Origin of the sequence: Burkholderia sp. MSMB1826 (assembly GCF_001526325.1) — a bacterium.
Classification (GTDB): Bacteria; Pseudomonadota; Gammaproteobacteria; order Burkholderiales; family Burkholderiaceae; genus Burkholderia.
In genome coordinates this window covers 1-20,821 of record NZ_LOYN01000013.1, presented here as the reverse complement: position 1 = coordinate 20,821, position 20,821 = coordinate 1, and the positions used below count along the sequence as shown (strand labels likewise).

General features: G+C 70.6%; 20 protein-coding genes and 1 pseudogene. 11 read left to right on the top strand and 10 right to left on the bottom strand.

Going from position 1 to position 20,821, the window contains the following annotated elements:
* The first annotated feature begins 9 nt into the window (after positions 1 to 9).
* Positions 10 to 1,011: a hypothetical protein gene (locus tag WS95_RS06035; protein WP_059822850.1), complete on the top strand. Its 1,002-nt coding sequence runs from the start codon at positions 10 to 12 to the stop codon at positions 1,009 to 1,011.
* A gap of 33 nt (positions 1,012 to 1,044) precedes the next feature.
* Here the strand turns inward: WS95_RS06035 and WS95_RS06030 are convergent, their stop codons facing one another.
* The 7 genes from WS95_RS06030 to WS95_RS06000 all read right to left on the bottom strand — a co-directional run bounded on the left by WS95_RS06030 (position 1,045) and on the right by WS95_RS06000 (position 8,342).
* On the bottom strand, positions 1,045 to 1,818 hold the full coding sequence (locus tag WS95_RS06030) for a class II aldolase/adducin family protein (protein ID WP_034208381.1): 774 nt from the start codon (positions 1,816 to 1,818) through the stop codon (positions 1,045 to 1,047).
* Positions 1,819 to 2,064: 246 nt separating this feature from the next.
* A complete protein-coding gene (locus WS95_RS06025) occupies positions 2,065 to 3,687 on the bottom strand; it encodes a phospholipase D family protein (protein WP_059780501.1) in 1,623 nt (540 codons plus the stop codon).
* Positions 3,688 to 4,039: 352 nt separating this feature from the next.
* Entirely contained in the window at positions 4,040 to 4,801 is a 762-nt protein-coding gene (locus WS95_RS06020) for a M48 family metalloprotease (protein WP_059822848.1), read from the bottom strand.
* A 204-nt stretch (positions 4,802 to 5,005) separates the two neighbouring features.
* Positions 5,006 to 5,788, bottom strand: a complete 783-nt coding sequence (locus tag WS95_RS06015) for a glycosyltransferase family 2 protein (protein ID WP_034208384.1) — start codon at positions 5,786 to 5,788, stop codon at positions 5,006 to 5,008.
* A 125-nt stretch (positions 5,789 to 5,913) separates the two neighbouring features.
* A complete protein-coding gene (locus WS95_RS06010; protein ID WP_080747816.1) occupies positions 5,914 to 7,155 on the bottom strand; it encodes a chorismate transformation enzyme, FkbO/Hyg5 family in 1,242 nt (413 codons plus the stop codon).
* Between the two features lie 85 nt (positions 7,156 to 7,240).
* A complete protein-coding gene (gene fabG / locus WS95_RS06005) occupies positions 7,241 to 7,957 on the bottom strand; it encodes a 3-oxoacyl-ACP reductase FabG (RefSeq protein ID WP_059780499.1) in 717 nt (238 codons plus the stop codon).
* Positions 7,958 to 8,081: 124 nt separating this feature from the next.
* Positions 8,082 to 8,342, bottom strand: coding sequence for a phosphopantetheine-binding protein (locus WS95_RS06000; protein ID WP_034174668.1), 261 nt, complete (start codon positions 8,340 to 8,342; stop codon positions 8,082 to 8,084).
* A gap of 573 nt (positions 8,343 to 8,915) precedes the next feature.
* On the opposite strand from WS95_RS06000, the gene WS95_RS05995 reads away from it, so the two are divergent.
* From WS95_RS05995 to WS95_RS05950, 10 genes are all read left to right on the top strand, one after another.
* On the top strand, positions 8,916 to 9,569 hold the full coding sequence (locus WS95_RS05995; RefSeq protein WP_034208386.1) for a membrane protein: 654 nt from the start codon (positions 8,916 to 8,918) through the stop codon (positions 9,567 to 9,569).
* 58 nt (positions 9,570 to 9,627) lie between these two features.
* Positions 9,628 to 11,379, top strand: coding sequence for an acyl-CoA synthetase family protein (locus tag WS95_RS05990; protein ID WP_059822847.1), 1,752 nt, complete (start codon positions 9,628 to 9,630; stop codon positions 11,377 to 11,379).
* Positions 11,376 to 12,353, top strand: coding sequence for an LpxL/LpxP family acyltransferase (locus tag WS95_RS05985; RefSeq protein ID WP_034208388.1), 978 nt, complete (start codon positions 11,376 to 11,378; stop codon positions 12,351 to 12,353). The genes WS95_RS05990 and WS95_RS05985 overlap by 4 nt, the downstream gene beginning before the upstream one ends.
* Complete coding sequence (locus tag WS95_RS05980; RefSeq protein ID WP_059780495.1) at positions 12,350 to 12,991, top strand: outer membrane lipoprotein carrier protein LolA; 642 nt, start codon at positions 12,350 to 12,352, stop codon at positions 12,989 to 12,991. The genes WS95_RS05985 and WS95_RS05980 overlap by 4 nt, the downstream gene beginning before the upstream one ends.
* Positions 12,991 to 15,462 (top strand): MMPL family transporter, encoded by a 2,472-nt coding sequence (locus WS95_RS05975; RefSeq protein WP_059822845.1) that lies wholly within the window; start codon positions 12,991 to 12,993, stop codon positions 15,460 to 15,462. The genes WS95_RS05980 and WS95_RS05975 overlap by 1 nt, the downstream gene beginning before the upstream one ends.
* Complete coding sequence (locus WS95_RS05970; RefSeq protein ID WP_059822843.1) at positions 15,459 to 16,343, top strand: polysaccharide deacetylase family protein; 885 nt, start codon at positions 15,459 to 15,461, stop codon at positions 16,341 to 16,343. Before WS95_RS05975 ends, WS95_RS05970 begins: the two co-directional genes overlap by 4 nt.
* A gap of 63 nt (positions 16,344 to 16,406) precedes the next feature.
* Entirely contained in the window at positions 16,407 to 17,618 is a 1,212-nt protein-coding gene (locus WS95_RS05965) for a beta-ketoacyl-[acyl-carrier-protein] synthase family protein (RefSeq protein WP_059822842.1), read from the top strand.
* An 8-nt stretch (positions 17,619 to 17,626) separates the two neighbouring features.
* Entirely contained in the window at positions 17,627 to 18,445 is an 819-nt protein-coding gene (locus WS95_RS05960; protein WP_059780491.1) for a beta-ketoacyl synthase chain length factor, read from the top strand.
* Complete coding sequence (locus WS95_RS05955; protein ID WP_059822840.1) at positions 18,442 to 18,945, top strand: hotdog family protein; 504 nt, start codon at positions 18,442 to 18,444, stop codon at positions 18,943 to 18,945. Before WS95_RS05960 ends, WS95_RS05955 begins: the two co-directional genes overlap by 4 nt.
* Complete coding sequence (locus WS95_RS05950) at positions 18,942 to 19,271, top strand: hypothetical protein (protein WP_034208395.1); 330 nt, start codon at positions 18,942 to 18,944, stop codon at positions 19,269 to 19,271. The genes WS95_RS05955 and WS95_RS05950 overlap by 4 nt, the downstream gene beginning before the upstream one ends.
* A gap of 140 nt (positions 19,272 to 19,411) precedes the next feature.
* Here WS95_RS05950 and WS95_RS05945 read toward each other — a convergent pair whose 3' ends face one another.
* The 3 genes and pseudogenes from WS95_RS05945 to WS95_RS32760 form a co-directional block, all read right to left on the bottom strand.
* Positions 19,412 to 19,618, bottom strand: coding sequence for a hypothetical protein (locus WS95_RS05945; protein WP_059822838.1), 207 nt, complete (start codon positions 19,616 to 19,618; stop codon positions 19,412 to 19,414).
* A gap of 106 nt (positions 19,619 to 19,724) precedes the next feature.
* A complete protein-coding gene (phbB, locus tag WS95_RS05940) occupies positions 19,725 to 20,468 on the bottom strand; it encodes an acetoacetyl-CoA reductase (protein ID WP_059504379.1) in 744 nt (247 codons plus the stop codon).
* 219 nt (positions 20,469 to 20,687) lie between these two features.
* Positions 20,688 to 20,821: pseudogene (locus tag WS95_RS32760) on the bottom strand (acetyl-CoA C-acetyltransferase); the annotation flags it as partial.

Genomic DNA, 20,821 nt, shown 5'->3' with positions numbered 1-20,821 from the left:
CGTCCCCCGATGCCCTGCCCGCCCCGCCCCGTCCGTGTCCGCCCGCTGCTGGCGGGTCTCTGCTCCGTCGCCGCCTTCTACGGCGCGCCCGTCGACGCGCAGGAATTCTCGCTGTTCGCCGGCCAACTGTGGGGCGGTGGCCAACGCACGTATTCGTGGGCGTTCGATTACCAGGAAGGCTTGAGCACGCACACCGCGCTCGGCTTCACGTGGTACAACGAAGGGCACATTCCGAATCACCACCGCGATGGCCAGGCGGTGCAGTTCTGGGGCCGCGTGCCGCTCGAGAACCGCCGCCTCGTGCTGTCGGCCGGCGCGGGCCCGTATCGCTACTTCGACACGGTGCCGGCCGCCGAAGGCCGCGGTTACTCGAATACCCATGGCTGGGGCGTGCTGATGAGCGTGCGGGCCGCGTACTACACGTCGCACCGCTGGATCGCGCAGCTTCAGGTCAATCGCGCACAGGTGTTCAGCGGGCCCGACACGACGTCGGTGATGTTCGGCGTCGGCTATCAACTCGATGCGCCCGACACGCCGGGCCCGCGCGACACCGCGCTGCCGCGCACGCGCAAGGTCACGAACAACGAAGTCACCGCGATGCTCGGCGAAACGATTCTCAACAGCCGCTCGTCGCCGTCGACGCTCGGCGGCAGCGTCGAATACCGGCGCGGCCTCACGCGTTCGATCGACTGGACCGCGACGTGGATGTACGAGGGCGCGAAGCAGGCGGTCCGCCGCAACGGGATCGCGTCCGAGCTGTGGCTCACGCGCGCGTTCCTGAACGACAGGGCCACGCTGTCGGCAGGCGCCGGCGCGTATTTCACCGTCAACCAGCGCAACCGCGAAGGCCAGCCGGGCCCGGGCGACGGCCGGCTCTCCGGCATCGTCTCGATCTCGGCGAGTTACCGGATCTCGCAGCGCTGGCTCACCCGCATCACGTGGAACCGCGTGGTCACGCGCTACGATCGCGACACCGACGTGATCCAGGCCGGCCTCGGCTACCGGTTCTAGCCGGGCGCACGCGTCGGGCGCGCGCCGCCCGCGTCACGCGCGATAGCCCGGATCGATCCGGTCGACGATACGCTGCAGCGCGTCGAACGCGTCCTGTCCCGCGCCATGCTTCGGATCGAAATTCAGCGAATCGCGCACGCACCCTTCGAGCACGGACGGCGCAATCGGCAGCGCATCGCCGATCGCATGCGTCGCGATCTGCACCTCGCACGCGCGATTGAGCAGCCACATCAGCGAGAACGTCTGCGCGAGCGTTGCGCCGATCGTCACGGGCCCGTGGTTGCGCAGCAGCAGCACGGGCCGTCCGCCCGCGCTCTCGACGATGCGCCGGCCCTCCTCGAGATGCACGGTGATGCCTTCGAAGTCGTGATACGCGATCTTCCCGTACAGCTGCGCCGAATAGAAATTCGAGAACGACAGGCCGTCGCGCGAACAGCACACGGCCATCGTCGGCGTCGTATGCACGTGCATCACGCAGTGCGCATCGGGCAGCGCCGCATGGATCGCGCTGTGGAACGTGAAGCCGGCCGGATTGATCGGCCAGTCGGCATGGCCGATCACGTTGCCGTCGATGTCGATCTTCACGAGGTTCGACGCGCACACCTCGCGGTAATGCAGCCCGAACGGGTTGATCAGGAAATGGCCGTCCTCGCCCGGCACGCGCAGCGAGATATGGTTGTAGATAAGCTCGGTCCAGCCGAGGATGTCGAAGATGCGGTAGGCGGCCGCGAGCTGCACACGCGCCTGCCATTCGGCTTCGGAGCAGCGCGCGGGACGCGTGAACGGCTGGTTCGGTACACGTTGCATGGGGAACTCCGGTTGCGGGGGGCGCGCGGCCCCGGGCGAGTGGCGGTGCGCATCGTCCATCGTCCGCCGGCGCCGCGCGCCGTGCGTGTCGCGCACGTGCGGCGGTACGTCGTCCGGCGCGTTCCGGCCCGCATTGTTCGACGGGGTCCGCGGCGCCTTTCACGATCGACATATCGTTGCGCACACAACCATATCACCTTTCCCCGCGCACCGGTATCGCGGGTTTTGCCGGAGCCGTTCCCGCCCTTACAACTGGTCGTCGACCGGCAGCAGCGTGAAGATGCCCGTCATCACGTTGCGCAGCAGCCCGGCATGCGGGTCGACGTGATAGGTGGTGAGCTGACCGCCTTCGGTGCCCGTCCATTCGAGCGCCGGCGGGCTGCCGTCGGTCCGCGTCGCGAGCGTGACGCGATAGCTTTCGTCCGGCTGCGTCACGCGCGCGAAGATCGCCGCGGCCTGCTGCGCGAGCACCGGGCTGTGGATCACGAGTGCGAGTTCGGTGTTCAGGTGCGCGGAACGCGGGTCGAGGTTCAGCGAGCCGATCACGAGAATCTGCCGGTCGATCACGTACGCCTTCGCATGCAGGCTCGCGCGCGAGCGCGAGCCGAACAGCCGCGCGGGCTGCTGGTCCGGCTGCGACTTGAATTCGTACAGCTCGACGCCGCGCTGCAGCAACGGCACGCGATACGGCGCATAGCCAGCCTGCACCGCGACCGCGTCGGTCGCCGCGAGCGAATTCGTCACGATCGCGACGCGCACGCCGCGCGCGGCCGTGTCGCCGAGGATTTTCACGCCGGCGTCGTGCGGCACGAAGTACGGCGAAAACGCGAGGAATTCCTTCTGCGCGCCGCGCGTCAGCTCGGCCAGCCGCTGCATCGGCGGGCTCACGTACGTGCCGGTCGGCTGCGCGACCTTGGTCGGCGCATCGACCTTGAATTCGGCCGGCGCCCATACGAGCTCGAGCTCGTCGCGCGCGATCTGCCGTGCAAGCGGCGTCGCGTTCAGCGGCTTCGCGTTGTACGGATCGGCATTCTTGCGCCAGTGATCGCGCAGCTCGTCGCGCATCGCGTCGAGATCCTTCGGATCGAACGTCTGATGATTGAGCGCACGCAACGGATAGCTGCTCGCGCTCGCCCAGTAGTCGTCGAAGCTCTTCGAGATGTCGTGCGTCACGGGGCCGGCGGCCAGCACGTCGAGATCGCGGAACTGCAGCGTCGGGCTCGCACTGAAGTATTCGTCGCCGAGATTGCGGCCGCCGACGATTGCGAGCTGGTTGTCGGCGATCATCGCCTTGTTGTGCATCCGTCGCGTGAAGCTGTCGATCCGCGTGAAGAAGTTGGCCGTGCGCTCCATCACGCCGCGCTGCGATGCGCCGAACGGGTTGAACACGCGGATCTCGATGTTCGGGTGCGTGTTCAACGCGGCCATCACGCGGTCGATATCCTTGAAGTTCAGGTCGTCGACCAGCATCCGCACGCGCACGCCGCGATCGGCCGCGTACAGCGCCGCGGCGAGCAGCAGCTTGCCGGTCGTGTCCTCGGTCGCGATGTAGTACTGCATGTCGAGCGTCTTCGTCGCCGCACGCGCGAGCGCGATGCGCATCTGCAACGCGGTGGCGCCGTCGGCCAACAGCCGGAAGCCCGACTGCCCCGGATGCGCGGCTGCCGGCGCGGCCAGCGCATCGCGCAGCGGCGTCGCGGTATCGGCCGGCAACGCGTGGGACGCGGGACGATCGAGCGAAGTGGCGGGCGGATGCGTCGCGCACGCAGCGAGCGGCAGCAGCGCGCAGACGATCAGCGCGCGGGCCTGGCGGCATGCGGCGCGCCACGATAGCGCGGCCGGTGCGCGCCGGATCAAGGACGTGAGCACGGAAGCTTCCTCGACAGTCGGATCAATGGGCACGTCATCGCCGCGGCGCGCGGCTGACAGGCGGTTCCGGTCGATTCTAGTGGGCGCCCGACGAACCGGTCAATTGGGCCGGGCCGCGCAGGCCGGGCCGCGTAGGCCGGGCCGTGAACCCTACAGTTTCGCGTCGGTCGCGGCCTCGACGGCCGCGTCGTCGTTCGCATGCGCGGAGATGGTGCCGCAAGCGGCAACGTGCATGCCGAAAAAACAAAAAACCCACGCCCGAACGAGCGTGGGTTTTTCATTTCGCGTGCCGATCGCCTGCGTCGACGACCGGCGATCCGTTGCGCAATCGGCCGCGGGATCGGTTGCGGAATCAACTGCCTTTTGCGATGCGATCCTGGATGTGCTGCGCGCGGCTCGCCGACGACGGATGCGAACTCATCATCGAGCTCTGGCCGCCGTCCATCTGCGCGAGCTTCTGGAAGCCGGTGACGAGGCCCTTCTGGCTCATGCCCTTCTGCTTCATCAGGTCGAACGAGTAGTCGTCCGCCGCGCTTTCCTGCGACTGCGAGAACTGCGCGTTGATGAACTTCTCGGTGATGTCGCCGAGCTGCGAGCTCGACAGCGCCGCCACGCCCGGCGATGCGGCGCCGGCCGCGCTGCGCGCCGCGCTCACGGCGTACGCCGTCTGCATCGCCTTCTTCGAGTGACCGAGTGCGACGTGGCCCATTTCATGGCCGATCACGCCGCGCAGCTCGTCGTCGTTCATCATGTCCATCAGGCCGCTGTACACGCGCACGCAGCCGTTGCCCATCGCCCACGCGTTGACGTCCTTGGTCAGGTAGACCTTGTAGTTGATCTTCTGGCCGTTCAGCGTCATGTCGCCGAAGCCCTTCATCACCTTCGTCAGGCGCTTCGCGTATGCGCTGTTCGGCGGCGCGATCTTCGATTCGGCGTCGCTCGACTTGCACGATTCGTTCGACAGCGCGGCGATGTCGCTGTCCGACAGCGTCGCCGCCTTGTACAGGTTGGTCCCCGCCGACGCCAGGCTGTTCGCGTCGAGGCTCTGTACCCCGCCGCAGGCGCTCAACAGAAACGTCACGCCACACGCCGCCACCGCTTTCTTGAGTTGCATCCCGGAATCCCTCGATAGTTGTATTTGGGAGCGGCGATTTTGCATAATCCGGCAGAAAATTACCAGATGTTTACATCATATGACACGTTCATTACGCAGCGGATCGAAACGACACGGCGATCCGACACCGTATTGACGACAAAAAGCGCGGCAATCGCCGCACGCCGGGGCGGCGAACGGGACCGAAAACGGGCGGGCCTTCGCTCAGGCCGTCTGGTCGCGGCGCCGCGTCAGACGGCGCGCGACCAGCATCGGTAGCCGCATCGCGAAGCCGGTGAAAAGACGCAAGTGCATCCACGCGAGCAGCGCGTTGTCGCGGCCGTAGTGAAAGTGCGACACGCCGCCTTCGTGGCGGCCGAAATAGCGCACCGGCGCGTCGATGCGGATCGGGCGCACGCCGGCCCAGCACAGCCGCACGGCCGCTTCGGGATCGAAGTCGAAGCCGCGCATCCACGGCTGGCGCCGCATGATCGCCGCCAGCGGCGCGACCGGATAGACCCGAAAGCCGTACAGCGAATCGCCGATCCCGGCCCACAGCGTCTCGAGGTCGGCCCACGCGTTCGACAGCCGGCGCCCCTGCACGCGCAACTGCGGCGCGCTCGCATCGAACTTCGGCACGCCGAGCACCATCGCGTCGGGCGCGGCCTGCGATGCCGCCATGAAAGCGGGGATCAGGTCGGCCGGATGCTGGCCGTCGGAATCCATCGTCAGCACGTGCGTGAAGCCGCTCGCGGCGGCCGCGTCGAGCCCCGCGAGCACCGCGGCGCCCTTGCCGCGATTCTCCGGCAGCACGATCACGCGCAAGCCGGGATCGCGCTCGGCCATCGCCTGCAGCCGTTCGGCGCTGCCGTCGGTGCTGCCGTCGACGACGACCCATACCGGATTCCACTGCTCGCGTGCTTGGCGCACGGTCGTGTCGACCTTGGCGCCCGGGTTGTAGCTGGGAATCAGGACGAGATGAGTGGACGACGCGTGCAGCTTGGACATGGGAACAGCCGAGGGCGAAGACGGGGATCCTGACAAAAATGTATGACGTGCCGACGACCGCCGACACGCGTCGTCGACACCGGCCGCATGCCGGACCGGCTGCCGGATCGTGAGGCTCTCGCGCTTCATGACAGCCACTCCGCGGCATGGCCGGCGCTGGCCTCGATCTCGACCAGCAGGTCGTCGCGACATACGTCCGCGTGAACGAACAGCGGCCGCACGTGAGGACCGGCCGCCTCGCGCAGCACTTGGCCGATCGCGGCGAGCGCCGCGGTATCGCCGGCATCGCGCACGTAGACGCGATAGCTCAGGTCGGCGAGCGAGAACGGGCCGTGCCCCTGCCGCGCGGCCTGCTCGAGCACCGCCGCGAGGTTCGCGACCGTCTCGCGCGTCTGCGCGACGACGTCGCCGCGATGCACGGTGCGGTGCCCGACGATGCTCGCGGTGCCCGATACGAACAGCAGCGGCGTCGCGTCGCCGTCCGCCCACGCGGCGGCGCGCGCGAACGTCGGCGCACGCGGGCCGTACTGCGCCGGATAGTGATACGCGCTGACCTGGCGCGGATTCTCGACGGAATCGGCCGGCGTTCGGCTCGCGAGGAAGTAGATCGCGAGCGGCGCGGCCGGCGACGCGTCACCCGCGACCGGCACGACCGAGCCGAGCGCGCACGCGGCCGGCACGCTGCCCGTCAATGCACGGCGGCACGCGTCGAACGCACGCTGACGGCCGATGTTGAACTGACGGTAGCGCTCGATCCCGTCCTGCACCGCATTGATCGCCGGCACGGTATTCCAGATCCGCAGCGGATGCGGCATGCCGAGCGTATCGAGCAGGTCGAACAGCGCGCGGTACGCGTCGAACGTCGCGCGTTCGAGCGGCGTGCCGCCGTCGCGCGGTGCGTCGCATGCTGCGTCCGTCTCGTGCACGACGAGGCTGCCGAACACGAGCCCCGCCGCTTCGCTGTAGCGATAGCGCAGCGCACCGCGCCGCGCGCTGCGCAGGTCGTGCGCAGTGCATTGCCACAGTTCGCAGACGGCATCGCCCGGCGCGACCTCGGCGCCGAGCAGCGCCATCTGCACCGGCGCGACCGGCAGGCCGGGCGCGGCATCGGTCAGCATCCGTGCCATCGCCTCCGCGCGCGACTCGTCCGGCGTTCCGGTTGCGCCGATACACACCGCGCCCAGTATGCCGGGAAACGCGCGCTCGAGTCCGTCGCCGCCGCGGTGCGCTTCGTGCAGCAGCGCGACGAGCCGCGCGTGGCTCATCCGGACGAACCGCAGCGCGTGGCCGTCGCCGTGCGCGAACGGCGCGGCGGCGGGCAACGGGGAACACGGGCGCCGTTCGGCGTGGACTGGATGCACGGACACTTCGATTTCCTCACTACTAGATGGCGCCGCCCGACACCGCGGCCCTGCACCGCGTTGCGCTACGTCAGGCCGACGCGGCGCTTCGTCATGCGAGCCCGCCGTTGACGGACAACACCTGCCCCGTCACATAGGCCGCGGCGTCGGACACCAGATACGCGACCATCGCCGCGACTTCGTCGGGCCGGCCCGCGCGTTGCGCGGGCACGAGCTGCTTGATCCGTTCGGCGGGAAACGCCTGTTCGGCCATCGGCGACGCGATGATGCCGGGCGCCACCGCGTTCACGGTGATGCCGCGCGACGCGAGCTCCAGCGACAGCGACTTCGTCGCGCCGATCAGCCCCGCCTTCGCGGCCGCGTAGTTGGCCTGCCCGCGATTGCCGGTCACGCCGGCCACCGATGCGATGTTGACGATCCGTCCGCACCGCGTGCGGATCATCGGCAGCAGCAGCGGCTGCGTGACGTTGAAAAAACCGTTGAGCGTCACGTCGATCACGCTGTGCCATTGCCGGCGCGACATGCCGGCCATTGGCGCGTCGTCGTGAATGCCCGCGTTGTTGACGAGGATCTGCACCGGCGCATCGTCGACGAACGGCTGCAGCGCGGCGAGCGTCGCATCGGCGTCGGTCACGTCGAACGCGATCGCGTGCGCGGCGCCGCCGGCCGCGACGATCTGCTGCGCGACGGCCTGCGCCTGCGCGAGATGGCGGTTCGCATGCACCCATACTTCATGGCCGGCTTGCGCGAGCGCCGTGCAGATCGCCTGCCCGAGCGCGCCGCTGCCGCCCGTCACGAGCGCCCGCATCGAATGGCTCCGTTCATTGCGTTGTCACCTCGATCGACGCGGCCGCGCATCGTCCTTCGCGCGTCGCCGCATGCCGTCTTCGCCGTTGCGCCGCGCCCGTGCGCGACGCCCGTGCGCAACGCCGTCACTTCGTGCGATGCGCGGCGACGTAGGCAGCCAGCGCACCGAGCGTCGCAAAGATCGTCTGGTTGTCCGGATTGTCCGAGCGCAGTTCGAAGCCGTATTTCTTCGAAATCAGCAGCGCGATTTCCAGGATGTCGATGGAATCGAGCCCGAAACCTTCGCCATACAGCGGGGTATCGGCCGTCACCGTGTCGAGCGGGACGTCTTCGAGATTCAGTTCGCCGATGATCAGCGTGGCGAGCTCTTGTTCCAGTGCGTTCATCATGCGTGCGTGCAGGCGGCCCGCGGCAGCGGGAGGCGCCCGGAAACGGCAAGCCGTCGTGCACGCCCGGCGCGTGCGAATCTCCGTCCCTCCGGCCTCTGCCGGCTTCCCCGCCTGCGTCGTTTGGGGATCGTTTGTAAAAGTTACGCGGATTCTAGACGAAGGGTATCGGGCCGTATACCGCGAATGGTTACAAGACTGGCGAGCCGCCGCAGCGGCCCGTTTCGAACGCGAATGCACGAGACGCTTGAGCCGCTTTGGACGGAAATGGACCGACCCCGCAAAATCGTTCGTCCGGTGCCATACAATCGGTTACAAAACCCGGTCGCGGCCGCCCCGAACCCGCGCTGCCGCGGCCCTAAAATGAGCGTGCCCGACCACCGGCCCGGACCCGCGTCCCGGCCACCATTCATATGATGTTTCGACGGCCCGCCCGCGCGTTCCGTCCACGATTCGCCCGATGTCTCCAGTGATACCGCGTCCGCCCTTGCGCTCCGTTCCGGTTCGCCCGCCCGTCAGCCGCCGCAGCCCGGCCGCCGGCCGACGTGCGCGCCGCGCCGCCGGAGGCCGCCGATGAGCCGGCTGCTGCCCGTCGTGCGCGGCGTCGCGGCGATCGGCGCCGTGGCCGCCTACCAGGCCGGCGCGCATTACGCGAGCGCAACGCCCGGCGCGCACGGCTTCGGCCTCGCGATGGCGCTCGTGCCGCCGCTGCTGCTCGCGCTGGGCGCGGCGTGGCGCTCGCCGCGGCGCGCCTGGCTCGTACCGGCATGGCTGCTGGCCGCCGCCGCGCTGTGGGCCGCGCGCGCCCCGCTCGCGCGGCACTTCGAATGGGGCCTGTATCTGGAGCACGTGAGCTTCAACGTCGCGATGGCGCTGCTGTTCGGCCGCACGCTCGCGGCCGGCGACGTGCCGCTGTGCACGCGCTTCGCGGCGATGATCCACGGCACGGTCACGCCGGCCGTCGCGCGCTACACGCGGCGGATCACGCTCGCATGGGCGTTGTTCTTCGTCGCGATCGCCGCCGTGTCGACGCTGCTGTTCGCGACCGCGCCGATCGTGACGTGGTCGACCTTCGCGAACTACCTGTCGCTGCCGCTCGTCGCCGTGATGTTCGCCGCCGAGCATGCGTGCCGGCGTGTCGCGCTGCCGCACGAGCCGCGGCCGCGCATGATCGACGCGGTGCGCGCGTATCGCGCGTCCGCCCACGCCACGCAGGCCTCGCAATGAATTCATGACCGGCGCGGCCCCACGGCCGCGCGGCCTTCGTCCCCGTCTTGACCGATTTATGCCGACTCACCCGCTGGTATTCCATGCCTCGCCCGACCAGACGATCGCCTGGCGCGACGGCTCGCCCGTCACCGTGCGCGCATTCGTCGCCGACGTCGCGCGCGTAGCCGCCGCGCTGCCCGCGGGCGGCCACGTGTTCAACGTGTGCCGCGACCGCTATCGCTTCGCGGTCAGCCTGTGCGCAGCGCTCGTCGCCGGCAAGATCAGCCTGCTGCCGTCGACGCACACGCCGGAAATGGTCCGCCAGCTTGCGTCGTTCGCGCCCGATGCGTTCTGCCTGCACGATGCGCCCGATTGCACGATCGACCTGCCGCGCTTCGCGTATCCCGATGCCGCGCCCGGCGAACGCGCGAGCGACGCGCCGTTCGCCGTCCCGCAGATCGACGCGGCGCGGATCATGGCCTACGTGTTCACGTCCGGCTCGACCGGCGCGCCGGTGCCGCACCGCAAGACCTGGGGCTTCCTGGTCGGCTGCGTGCACGCGGCGGCCGATCGCCTCGGGCTGCTCGATGGCCGCGCGGCCACGCTGATCGGCACGGTGCCCGCGCAGCACATGTACGGCTTCGAATCGACGGTGCTGCTCGCGCTGATCGGCGGCCTCGCGTTCAGCAATCGCCAGCCGTTCTACCCGGGCGACATTCGCGACGAACTCGACGCGATCCCGCAGCCGCGCGTGCTCGTCACGTCGCCGATCCACCTGCGGGCGCTGCTGTCGGCCGGCCATGCGCTGCCGCGCGCGGCGCTGGTGCTGTCGGCCACCGCACCGCTGTCGGAGAAGCTCGCGTGCGAGGCCGAGGCCGCGCTCGACGCGCCGCTCGTCGAGATCTACGGCAGCACCGAGACCGGCCAGATCGCGACCCGTCGCACGTCGCAAGGCGCGGCGTGGGAACCGTTCCCGGATATCCGGCTCGACGCCCGCGACGCCCCGGACGGCGACGACAGCGGGCCGACGGTCTGGGTATCGGGCGGACACGTCGAGGCGCCCGTGCCGATGGGCGATGCGCTCGAACTGCTCGGCGGCGGCCGGTTCCTGCTGCACGGCCGCAAAGCCGATCTCGTCAACATCGCCGGCAAGCGCACGTCGCTCGCGTACCTGAACCATCAGCTCAACGCGATTCCCCAGGTGGTCGACGGCGTGTTCTTCATGCCCGACGAAGCTGCGCCCGCACAGGGCGACACCGCCGTCGAGCCGGTCACGCGCCTCGTCGCGCTGGTCGTCGCGCCGACGCTCGCGGCCGCCGATCTGCAACGCGCGCTGCGCGAGCGGATCGATCCCGCGTTCATGCCGCGCCCGCTCGTGTTCGTCGATGCGCTGCCGCGCAATGAAACGGGCAAGCTGCCGCGCGACGTACTGGCCGCGCTCGTGGCGCAACATGCGCGTGGCGCGGGCACGACGGCCGCGCCGCCGGCCGAACACGACCCGGCCGGCACGCCCGTGCTCGCGTTCACGATCGCCGCCGACCATCCCGCGCTGCCCGGTCACTTCCCCGGCCATCCGGTCGTGCCCGGAGTCGTGCTGCTCGATCACGCGATCCACGCGATCGGCGCGGCGCTGAACCGTCCGCTGCATGCGTGGCGGCTCGGATCCGCGAAATTCCTGAGCCCGGTCGCGCCCGGCGAAGCGCTCGCGCTCGCGTACGACGCCGCGGCCAGCGGCGCGATCCGCTTCACGGTGCGCGCCGGGTCGCGCGAGGTCGCGACCGGCGTGCTGTCCGCACCGCCGCCCGCGCAGGAAGGCGCGCAACCATGAAGCGCACCGCGTGGGCCGAGCGCCAGGAGCGCAGCAACGCGGGCTTGCTGCGCGCGATGACGTGGATTTCGCTGCGCTTCGGCCGGCAGCGCGCGCGCATCGTGCTGCACCTGATCGCGACGTATTTCGTGCTGTTCTCGCCGGTCGCGTGCGCGGCGTCGCGCGACTATCTGCGCCGCGTGCTCGGCCGCCCCGCGCGCTGGCGCGACGTGTACCGGCACGTGTTCACGTTCGCGGCGACGATCCACGATCGCATCTACCTGATGAACGGGCGCTTCGACCTGTTCGACATCCGGTTGCACGGCGAGACGCTCGTCGACGACGCGCTCGCGGGCGGTCGCGGCGCGTTCCTGATGGGCGCGCACCTCGGCAGCTTCGAGGTCGTGCGCGCGATCGGCCGCACGCATCCGGACCTGCGCGTGGTCGTCACGATGTACGAGAAGAACGCGCGCAAGATCAACGCGACGCTCGCCGCGGTGAACCCGGCCGCGCAGCCGGAAGTGATTCCGCTCGGGCAGGTCGACTCGATGCTGAAGGTGCGCGAGCGCCTCGACGCGAACTGCATGGTCGGCATGCTCGCCGATCGCACGCTGCTCGACGACGCGGCCGCGTCACTGCGACGCTTGCCGCTGCTCGGCGCGCCGGCCGCGTTCCCGCTCGGCCCGCTTTACATGGCCGCGATGCTGAAGCGCCCGGTGATCTTCATGACGGGCCTTTATCGCGACGACAACCGCTACGACGTGCATTTCGAGACGCTCGCCGATTTCTCCGACGTGCGGCGCGACGCGCGTGCGGCGGCGGTCGATGCGGCACTCGCGCGCTACGTCGCGCTGCTCGACAAATACTGCCGCATGGCGCCGTACAACTGGTTCAACTATTTCGATTTCTGGCAAGACGGCGATGCCGCGGCCGCGCGCCGCGACGCGGTGCGCACCGGCGCCGACCTGCCCGCCACGAGGGATTCCGACGCATGACCGCCGTTCGCCGCCGCCCGTTCCCGTTCTCGTTTTCGTTGCCCCACGTCGCCCGCGTGCTCGTCGCCGGCGCCGCCGCGATTGCGCTGGCCGCGCCCGCGCACGCGGCCGACGCCGGACCGGCGTGGAGCCTCGACCGGCTGATGTCGACGCTCGCGCAGCACAAGTCGGGCCGCGCGACCTTCACCGAGACGAAGACCTTGTCGATCGCCGCGCAGCCGATCGAATCGTCGGGCGAGCTGGTGTTCGTCGCGCCCGACCACCTTGAAAAACACACGCTGAGCCCGAAGCCCGAACACCTCGTCGTCGACGGCGACATGCTCACCGTCGAGCGCAACAACCGCAAGTACACGCTCGCGCTCGCGCGCTATCCGGAGCTCGGCGCGTTCATCGACAGCATCCGCGCGACGCTCGCCGGCAACCGCTTCGCGCTCGAGCAGGTGTACAAGGTCGCGCTTTCCGGACGCGGCGACGACTGGACGCTGACGCTCACGCCGCTCGACTCGCGGATGCTGAAGGTCGTCAGCACGATCACGCTCGACGGCACGCGCGACGTGTTGCGCAGCGTCGCGATCCGGCAGGCCGACGGCGATCGTTCGGTGATGCGCCTGCACCCCATCGCGGCGGACGCGAACTGATGGACGATCGCACGCGCCCCTCTCCCGTCGCGCGCCGCGTGCCCGCGTGGCGGCAGCGCGCGGTGCTCGTGTGGCTGCTCGCGCTCGTCGTGTGCGGCGTCGCGATCGGGCGCGCGCACTTCACGGCCGACCTGTCCGCGTTCCTGCCGAATGCGCCGAGCGCCGGGCAACGCGTGCTCGTCGACCAGTTGCGCGACGGCATCGTGTCGCGCCTGATCCTCGTCGCGATCGACGGCGGCGATGCGAGCACGCGCGCCGCGCTGTCGCGGCGCGTCGCCGACACGCTGCGCGCCGATCCGCAGTTCGCGGCCGTGCACAACGGCGCAGCCGCGAACGACGCGCGCGACCGGCAATTCATCTTCGATCACCGCTATCTGTTGAGCCCGGCCGTCACGCCGCAGCGCTTCAGCGCCGACGGCCTGCACCGGGCGCTCGGCGACAGCCTCGACCTTTTGAGTTCGTCGGCCGGCCTCGTCGCGAAAGCGATGCTGCCGCGCGACCCGACCGGCGAAGTCGCCGCGCTCGTCGACGGCCTCGACCGCGCGGCCGAACCGGCGAGCCGCGACGGCGTGTGGGCGTCGCGCGACGGCACGCGCGCGGTGCTGGTCGTCCAGACGGCCGCCGCCGGCTCCGATACCGATGCGCAGGCACGCGCGATCGACACGGTGCGTCGCGCGTTCGCCGCCGCGAAACGGGCCATCCCGAATGCAGCGGCCACCACGCTCGCCATGACGGGCCCCGGCGTGTTCTCGGTCGACACGCGCGACACGATCCGGCACGACGTCGAACGGTTGTCGACGGCAAGCGTCGTGCTGATCGTCGCGCTGCTGCTCACGCTGTACCGTTCGCCGCGCACGCTCGCGCTCGGCCTGCTGCCGGTGCTGACGGGCGTCGCGGCCGGGATCGCGGCGGTCGGCGTCACGTTCGGCACGGTCCACGGGCTGACGCTCGGGTTCGGCACGACGCTGATCGGCGAAGCCGTCGACTATTCGATCTATCTGTTCGTGCAATCGGCGCAGGCCGGCACGCGCGGCGCCGCCGCGCGCTCGGCCGACGCGACGCGCGCGTGGGTCGCCGCGTACTGGCCGACGATCCGGCTCGGCGTGCTGACGTCGGTGTGCGGATTCGCGTCGATGCTGTTCTCCGGATTCCCGGGCCTCGTGCAGCTCGGGCTCTATTCGATCGTCGGGCTGACGGCCGCCGCGCTCGTCACGCGCTTCGTGCTGCCGCACCTGCGCGGCGAGCATGTCGCGATCCGCGACGTCTCGCGCGTCGGCGCCGTGCTCGCGCGCGCGGCCGACGCCGCGCCGCGGCTGCGCTGGCCGCTCGCGGTGCTCGCGGTCGCCGCATGCGCGACCCTCGCGCTGCATCGCGACAACCTGTGGAGCCGCGAGCTCGCCGCGCTCAGCCCGGTTCCGGCGGCAGCGCAGGCGCTCGACGCACGGCTGCGCGCGGATGTCGGCGCGCCCGACGTGCGCTACCTCGTCGTGATTGCCGCGCCGACCGAACAGGCCGCACTCGAAGGCGCGGAAAAAGTCGCCGCGCAATTGCAACCGCTCGTCGACCGGGGCGCGCTCGGCGGTTTCGAAAACCCCGCCCGCTACCTGCCGAGCGACGCCGCGCAGCGCGCGCGCCGGGCGAGCCTGCCGGATGCGGACGCGCTTGCCGCACGGATGCGCGACGCCGTCGCGCACCAGCCGATCGCGGTCAAGCCCGACCTGTTCGCGCCGTTCCTCGCCGACGTCGACGCCGCGCGTCACGCACCGCTGCTGACGCGCGCGGACCTGCGCGGCACGTCGATGGCGCTCGCCGTCGATGCGCTGCTGACCGAACGCGACGGCCGCTGGAGCGCGATGCTGCCGCTGCGCGCGCCGGACGCGGCCCGCACCGCGCAGCCGGCGTCGGGCCTCGACGCCGCGCCGATTCGCGCCGCCGTCGCGCGCGCGGGCGTGCCCGATGCGCTGTTCGTCGACATGAAAACCGAAGCCGATCGGCTGTACGTGAGCTATGTGCACGAGGACATCCGGTTGTCGCTCGCCGGGTTCGCCGCGATCGCCGTGCTGCTGCTGATCGCGCTGCGCTCGCCGCGCCGCGCGGTGCGCGCCCTCGCGCCGCTCGTCGCGGCCGTGCTGGTCGTGACGGCCGGCTTCGCGCTCGCCGGCGTACAGCTGACGATCCTGCACCTCGTCGGGATGCTGCTGATCGTCGCGGTCGGCTCGAACTACGCGCTGTTCTTCTGCCGGCGCGACGACACGCAGCCCGTCACGCCGTACACGCTGGTGTCGCTGCTGATCGCGAACCTCGCGACGGTCGCCGGCTTCGGGCTGCTCGCGCTGTCGCGCGTGCCGCTGCTCGAAACCTTCGGGCTGACCGTCGGCCCCGGCGCGATGCTCGCGCTCGCGTTCGCGGCGATTCTCGCGCCGCGCACCGCACCGGCGCTCGGCCATCGCGAACGAGGAGGCCGCGCATGAATGCGCCGTCGTCGACTCCACCGCACCCCGCCGGCGACGCGCGGCGCTGGAAACCCACGCCGCTGATCGCGGGCGCCGCCGCGCTGCACGCCGGCGCGGCCGCCGCCGCGATCGCGCAACCGGCCACGTGGCCGTGGGCCGTCGGCAGCGTGGTCGCGTCGCATCTCGCGCTGACCGCGGCCGGCCTGTGGCCGCGCAGCACGCTGCTCGGTCCGAACTGGACGCGCCTGCCGCCCGGCGCGGGCCGCCGCATCGCGCTGACGATCGACGACGGCCCGGACCCGGACGTGACGCCGCGCGTGCTCGACCTGCTCGACCGTTACGACGCGCGCGCGACGTTCTTCTGCATCGGCGATCTCGCGCGCCGCCATCCGCGCTGGATCGAGGCGATCGTCGCGCGCGGCCATGCGGTCGAGAACCACAGCCAGCGGCATCGCCATACGTTCTCGCTGTCGGGGCCGGCCGCGCTGCGACGCGAAATCGCGGCCGCGCAGCAGACACTGACCGACGTCGCCGGCACGCGACCGCTGTTCTTCCGCGCGCCGGCCGGCCTGCGCAATCCGTTTCTCGAACCGGTGCTGTGCGAACTCGGCCTGCAACTCGCGAGCTGGACGCGACGCGGCTTCGACACGCGTGCGCACGACGCCGCGACCGTCACGCGCCGCCTGCTGCACGGCCTCGATGCGCGCGACATCCTGCTGGTCCACGACGGTCATGCGGCGCGCGACGCGCGCGGCGAACCGATCGTGCTCGACGTGCTGCACGAAGTGCTGCGCGCGGCCGCCGATGCGCAGCTGCACTGGACCACCTTGCGCGCGGCGCTCGCGCCCGAACCGTCCGGCCAGCCGGGCGTTCCGGCACCCCCGTTTGATAAAATCTGACCTCGAACGGCGCGCCCGCCAGCCCTGCTGCGGCGCCCGTTCCGGCCACCGGAAGCGACCCTCGTGAAACCTCTCCTGCTCTCGCACTTCACCGCCACCAGCTGCATCGGGCGCGGCCTCGACGCGACCCTCGATGCGCTGCGCCACGCCCGCGGCGGACTCGTGCCGTGCAACTTCGAGCGTGCAGACCTCGACACGTGGATCGGCGCGGTGGACGGCGTCGATGCGCACCCCGTGCGCGCCGATCTCGCCGACTTCGAATGCCGCAACAACCGCCTCGCGCAACTCGGCCTGACGCAGGACGGCTTCGGCGCACGCGTCGCGGCGGCCGTCGCGCGCTACGGCGCCGCACGCGTCGGCGTGTTCGTCGGCACGAGCACGGCCGGCATCCTCGAAACCGAACGCGCGTACCGGCGCCGCGACCCGGCGAGCGGCGCGCTGCCGGCCGATTTCCGCTACGCACACACGCACAATCCGTATTCGCCGGCCGCGTTCGTGCGCGCGTATTTCGCGCTGCGCGGGCCGGCGATGGCGATCTCGTCCGCGTGCTCGTCGGGCGCGAAGGTGTTCGGCTCCGCGCGCCGCATGATCGAAGCCGGGCTGATCGACGCGGCCGTCGTCGGCGGCGTCGATTCGCTGTGCCTGACCACGCTGTACGGCTTCAATTCGCTCGAACTGCTGTCGCGCCGGCCGTGCCGGCCGTTCGACGTCGCGCGCGACGGCATCTCGATCGGCGAGGCCGCCGCGTTCGCGCTCGTCGAGCGCGTCTCCGCCCCGCCCGCCGCGCTCGACGGCGACGCGATCCTGCTGCTCGGCGTCGGCGAATCGAGCGACGCGCACCACATGTCGTCGCCGCATCCGGAAGGGCGCGGCGCGCGCGCCGCGATCGAGCAGGCGCTCGCGTCCGCCGGCCTCGGCCCGGACGATATCGACTACGTGAACCTGCACGGCACCGCGACGCCGAGCAACGACGCAGCGGAAAGCCGTGCGGTCGGCGCGCTGTTCGCGCGCACGCCGTGCAGCTCGACGAAAGGGGCGACCGGCCACACGCTCGGCGCGGCCGGCGCGCTGGAGGCGATCGTCGCCGCGCTCGCGCTGCGCGAGCAGTTCGTGCCGGCCGGCGTCAACACGACGCAGCCCGACCCGGCGCTCGCAGCCGATTACGTGCTCGCGAGCCGCGACACGCGCGTGCGCGCCGTCCTCTCCAACTCGTTCGGCTTCGGCGGCACGAACTGCAGCCTGATCCTCGGCCGCGCCGATCACGCCCGCCGTTGAGGCCCGCCATGACCCTGACCGCCTTCATCGAAAGCATCGGCCTCGTCGGGCCGGGATTGAACGACTGGCCGCACGCGGCCGACGTGCTCGCAGGCCGCGCGCCCTATGCGCCCGCCCGCACCGAGCTGCCGCCGCCGGCCGGCCTGCCGTCCGCCGAACGGCGTCGCACGGGCCCCGTCGTGCGCGCCGCGCTCGCGGTCGGCCACGAAGCGGTGGCCGCGAGCGGCCGCGACGCCGCGACGCTCGCGACCGTATTCAGCGCATCCGGCGGCGACGGCCAGAACTGCCACGCGATCTGCGAAACGCTGGCCGGCGACGATCGCCAGCTGTCGCCGACCCGCTTCCACAACTCGGTGCACAATGCCCCGGCCGGCTACTGGAGCATCGCGACCCGCTCGACGGCGACGTCGAACGTCCTGTGCGCGCACGACGGCAGCTTTGCCGCCGGCCTGCTCGAAAGCCTGTGTCAGGTCGTCGTCGATCGCGTGCCGAGCCTGCTGATCGCGTACGACACCGACTATCCGGAACCGCTGCGCACGGTGCGGCCGATCGACGACGCGTTCGGCGTCGCGCTCGTGCTCTCGCCGCACGCAAGCGAGCGCACGCTCGCCCGCATCGACGTGCAGCTCACCGATGCCCCCGCGACCACGCTCGCCGATACCGGACTCGACGCACTGCGCGCCGGCAATCCGGCCGCCCGCGTGCTGCCACTGCTCGATGCGCTCGCCGCGCGGCGGTCGACGCGCGTCGTGCTCGACTATCTGGCCGATACGCGCGTGCAGGTCGACGTCGCGATGCCCGAACCCGTCGCGGAGCACGCGTCATGACCGCAACGGCCCTCTTGACCCCGCCGCTCGACCATGCGTGGATTGCCGCGCACATTCCGCACGCCGGCACGATGTGCGTGCTCGATTCGGTCGATGCGTGGGACGCCGAACGAATCCGCTGCACCGCGACGAGCCACCGCGATCCGCACAACCCGCTGCGCGCGCACGGGCGGCTCGCGTCGGTCTGCGGCATCGAATACGCCGCGCAGGCGATGGCCGTGCACGGCGCGCTGCTCGGCGCGCACGAAGCGCGCCCGCGGGTCGGCTATCTCGCGAGCGTGCGCAACGTCGACGCGTTCGTCGACCGGCTCGACACCGTCGAGCAGCCGCTCACCGTCGACGCGCAACGCGTGAGCGGCGACGGCCGCTCGGTCCTGTACGGCTTCGCGCTGCGCTGCGGCGAGCGCGTGCTGCTGTCCGGCCGCGCGACGGTGATGCTCGACGCATCGGCCGCCGGCGCGTTTCAACCGGCGCCCGCCGGCCACACGAATCCTCGATGAAGAGGCTTACCTCAAGGAAACCGGTCGTGAAAGTTCGTCAGTTCATTGGCGCCGCGCTCGTTTCGGCGCTGCTCAGCCCGCTCGCGCACGCGGACATGTCGGAAGTGAAGCAGGACATCAAGCGCGATTCGAAGGAAGCCGCGCACAAGACCGGCGACGCGGCGCGCAGCTTCGGCCACGCGACCGCGAGCGCCGCGAAGGCGGTCGGGCACGGCGTCGCCCATGCGTCGCGCGAAGGCTGGGAAGCCACCAAGCGCACGACGAAGCGGATCTTCCACAAGAACGACGCGGGCGAGTCGGCGGGAAAAAGCCAGAAGAACGACTGATCGCGCGTCCCGCGCGCGTTGCCGACGGCATGCGCGCGGGACTCGGCCACTCACCGGTCGCTCGCCGGTCGCTCGCCGGTCGCTCGCCGATCGCTTACCGGCCCCGGTCGCTCGCCGATCGCGACGCGCCAGCACCGCCGTCAGCGTGCGCCGCGCATGCGGCGCAGCGGCCTCGCCGGCCTGCGCGCGAGGCACTTGCCGTACGCGACCAGCCAGCAATCGCGATGATCGAAGTTCCGCAGCAGCCGCGCGCGGCGCCGCTCGAGCCAGTAGAGCGAGATCGCCATCGCCAGCGCGACGGCCAGCGCCGCGCCGCCGATCACGAGTCCCATCCAGGTGTCGCCCATGCGTTCTCCGGAATGCAAGGCCGAAGCGGCGCCTGCCGCCGCTCCGGCGCGGGATAGTGGGGAACGCGGCCTGCACGGCTTCGAACGCCGTGCGGGCCGCCGCGCGTCAATGCATGTGCTGACCGCCGTTGATCGCGATGTTGGAGCCCGTCACGAAGCCGGCCTCCTCCGAGCACAGGTAGGCCACCAGCGCCGCGACTTCCTCGGGCTTGCCGAGCCGACCCGCCGGAATCTGCGGGAGGATCTTCGTGTCGAGGATGTCCTGCGGGATCGCGGTGACCATCTTCGTCGCGAGATAGCCCGGCGACACCGTGTTCACCGTCACGCCCTTGCGCGCGACCTCGAGCGCAAGCGACTTCGTGAAGCCGTGCATGCCGGCTTTCGCGGCCGCGTAGTTGGTCTGGCCGACCGAACCCTTCGAGCCGTTCACCGACGAAATGTTGACGATGCGGCCCCAGCCGCGCTCGACCATGCCGTCGCACACCGGCTTCGTCATGTTGAACACGGAGTCGAGGTTCGTGCGGATCACCGCGTCCCAATTGACCTTGTCGAGCTTGCGCAGCGTCATGTCGCGCGTGATGCCTGCGTTGTTCACGAGAATGTCGACCGGGCCGACGTCCCGCACGATCTTCTCGATGCATTGCCGGCACGAGTCGTGATCGGCCACGTCCACCGGGTACGCATGGAACGCGCGGCCGGCCGCATGCATCTCGGTCAGCCAGCGGTCCGCGTTGGCGTTGTTCGGCGAATACGTGACGACTACCCGGTGACCCGCGTCGTTCAACCGGATGCTGACCGCTTCGCCGAGGCCGCCCATTCCACCTGTCACAACTGCAATTCGCTTAGTCATCCTATTAATTACCGACAAAAAAATGTAATCGATGAAAGGCCGGGCGACGGCATCGCACATGCTGCCGCCCCGCCGCTTCAATGCGCATCCGCCCGCGTCGCGGGCGCGGCACGCACCGGCACCTCGCGCGTATCGTCGACTGCCTGTCTTGCGCGAAAACCGCCCGGCTCACCCCGCGGCGCCCACCTGCGCCGCAAGCGAACCGTACCGTCACCCCGCTCAGGCGCGCTCGACCGCGAGCGCGACGCCCATCCCGCCGCCGATGCACAGCGACGCCAGCCCGCGCTTCGCATCGCGCTTGACCATCTCGTGCAGCAGCGTCACCAGGATCCGGCAGCCCGACGCGCCGATCG

Excerpts from the sequence above, each read along its gene's own strand:
- WS95_RS05955 (WP_059822840.1), top strand. The coding sequence starts at position 18,442 with ATGACCGCAACGGCCCTCTTGACCCCGCCGCTCGACCATGCGTGGATT.
- WS95_RS06000 (WP_034174668.1), bottom strand. The coding sequence starts at position 8,342 with ATGAACGCACTGGAACAAGAGCTCGCCACGCTGATCATCGGCGAACTG.
- phbB (WP_059504379.1), bottom strand. The coding sequence starts at position 20,468 with ATGACTAAGCGAATTGCAGTTGTGACAGGTGGAATGGGCGGCCTCGGC.
- WS95_RS05975 (WP_059822845.1), top strand. The coding sequence starts at position 12,991 with ATGGACGATCGCACGCGCCCCTCTCCCGTCGCGCGCCGCGTGCCCGCG.
- WS95_RS05945 (WP_059822838.1), bottom strand. The coding sequence starts at position 19,618 with ATGGGCGACACCTGGATGGGACTCGTGATCGGCGGCGCGGCGCTGGCC.
- WS95_RS06030 (WP_034208381.1), bottom strand. The coding sequence starts at position 1,818 with ATGCAACGTGTACCGAACCAGCCGTTCACGCGTCCCGCGCGCTGCTCC.
- WS95_RS05985 (WP_034208388.1), top strand. The coding sequence starts at position 11,376 with ATGAAGCGCACCGCGTGGGCCGAGCGCCAGGAGCGCAGCAACGCGGGC.
- WS95_RS06015 (WP_034208384.1), bottom strand. The coding sequence starts at position 5,788 with ATGTCCAAGCTGCACGCGTCGTCCACTCATCTCGTCCTGATTCCCAGC.
- WS95_RS05960 (WP_059780491.1), top strand. The coding sequence starts at position 17,627 with ATGACCCTGACCGCCTTCATCGAAAGCATCGGCCTCGTCGGGCCGGGA.
- WS95_RS05950 (WP_034208395.1), top strand. The coding sequence starts at position 18,942 with ATGAAGAGGCTTACCTCAAGGAAACCGGTCGTGAAAGTTCGTCAGTTC.
- WS95_RS06020 (WP_059822848.1), bottom strand. The coding sequence starts at position 4,801 with ATGCAACTCAAGAAAGCGGTGGCGGCGTGTGGCGTGACGTTTCTGTTG.
- WS95_RS05995 (WP_034208386.1), top strand. The coding sequence starts at position 8,916 with ATGAGCCGGCTGCTGCCCGTCGTGCGCGGCGTCGCGGCGATCGGCGCC.
- WS95_RS05980 (WP_059780495.1), top strand. The coding sequence starts at position 12,350 with ATGACCGCCGTTCGCCGCCGCCCGTTCCCGTTCTCGTTTTCGTTGCCC.
- WS95_RS05970 (WP_059822843.1), top strand. The coding sequence starts at position 15,459 with ATGAATGCGCCGTCGTCGACTCCACCGCACCCCGCCGGCGACGCGCGG.
- WS95_RS05990 (WP_059822847.1), top strand. The coding sequence starts at position 9,628 with ATGCCGACTCACCCGCTGGTATTCCATGCCTCGCCCGACCAGACGATC.
- fabG (WP_059780499.1), bottom strand. The coding sequence starts at position 7,957 with ATGCGGGCGCTCGTGACGGGCGGCAGCGGCGCGCTCGGGCAGGCGATC.
- WS95_RS06035 (WP_059822850.1), top strand. The coding sequence starts at position 10 with ATGCCCTGCCCGCCCCGCCCCGTCCGTGTCCGCCCGCTGCTGGCGGGT.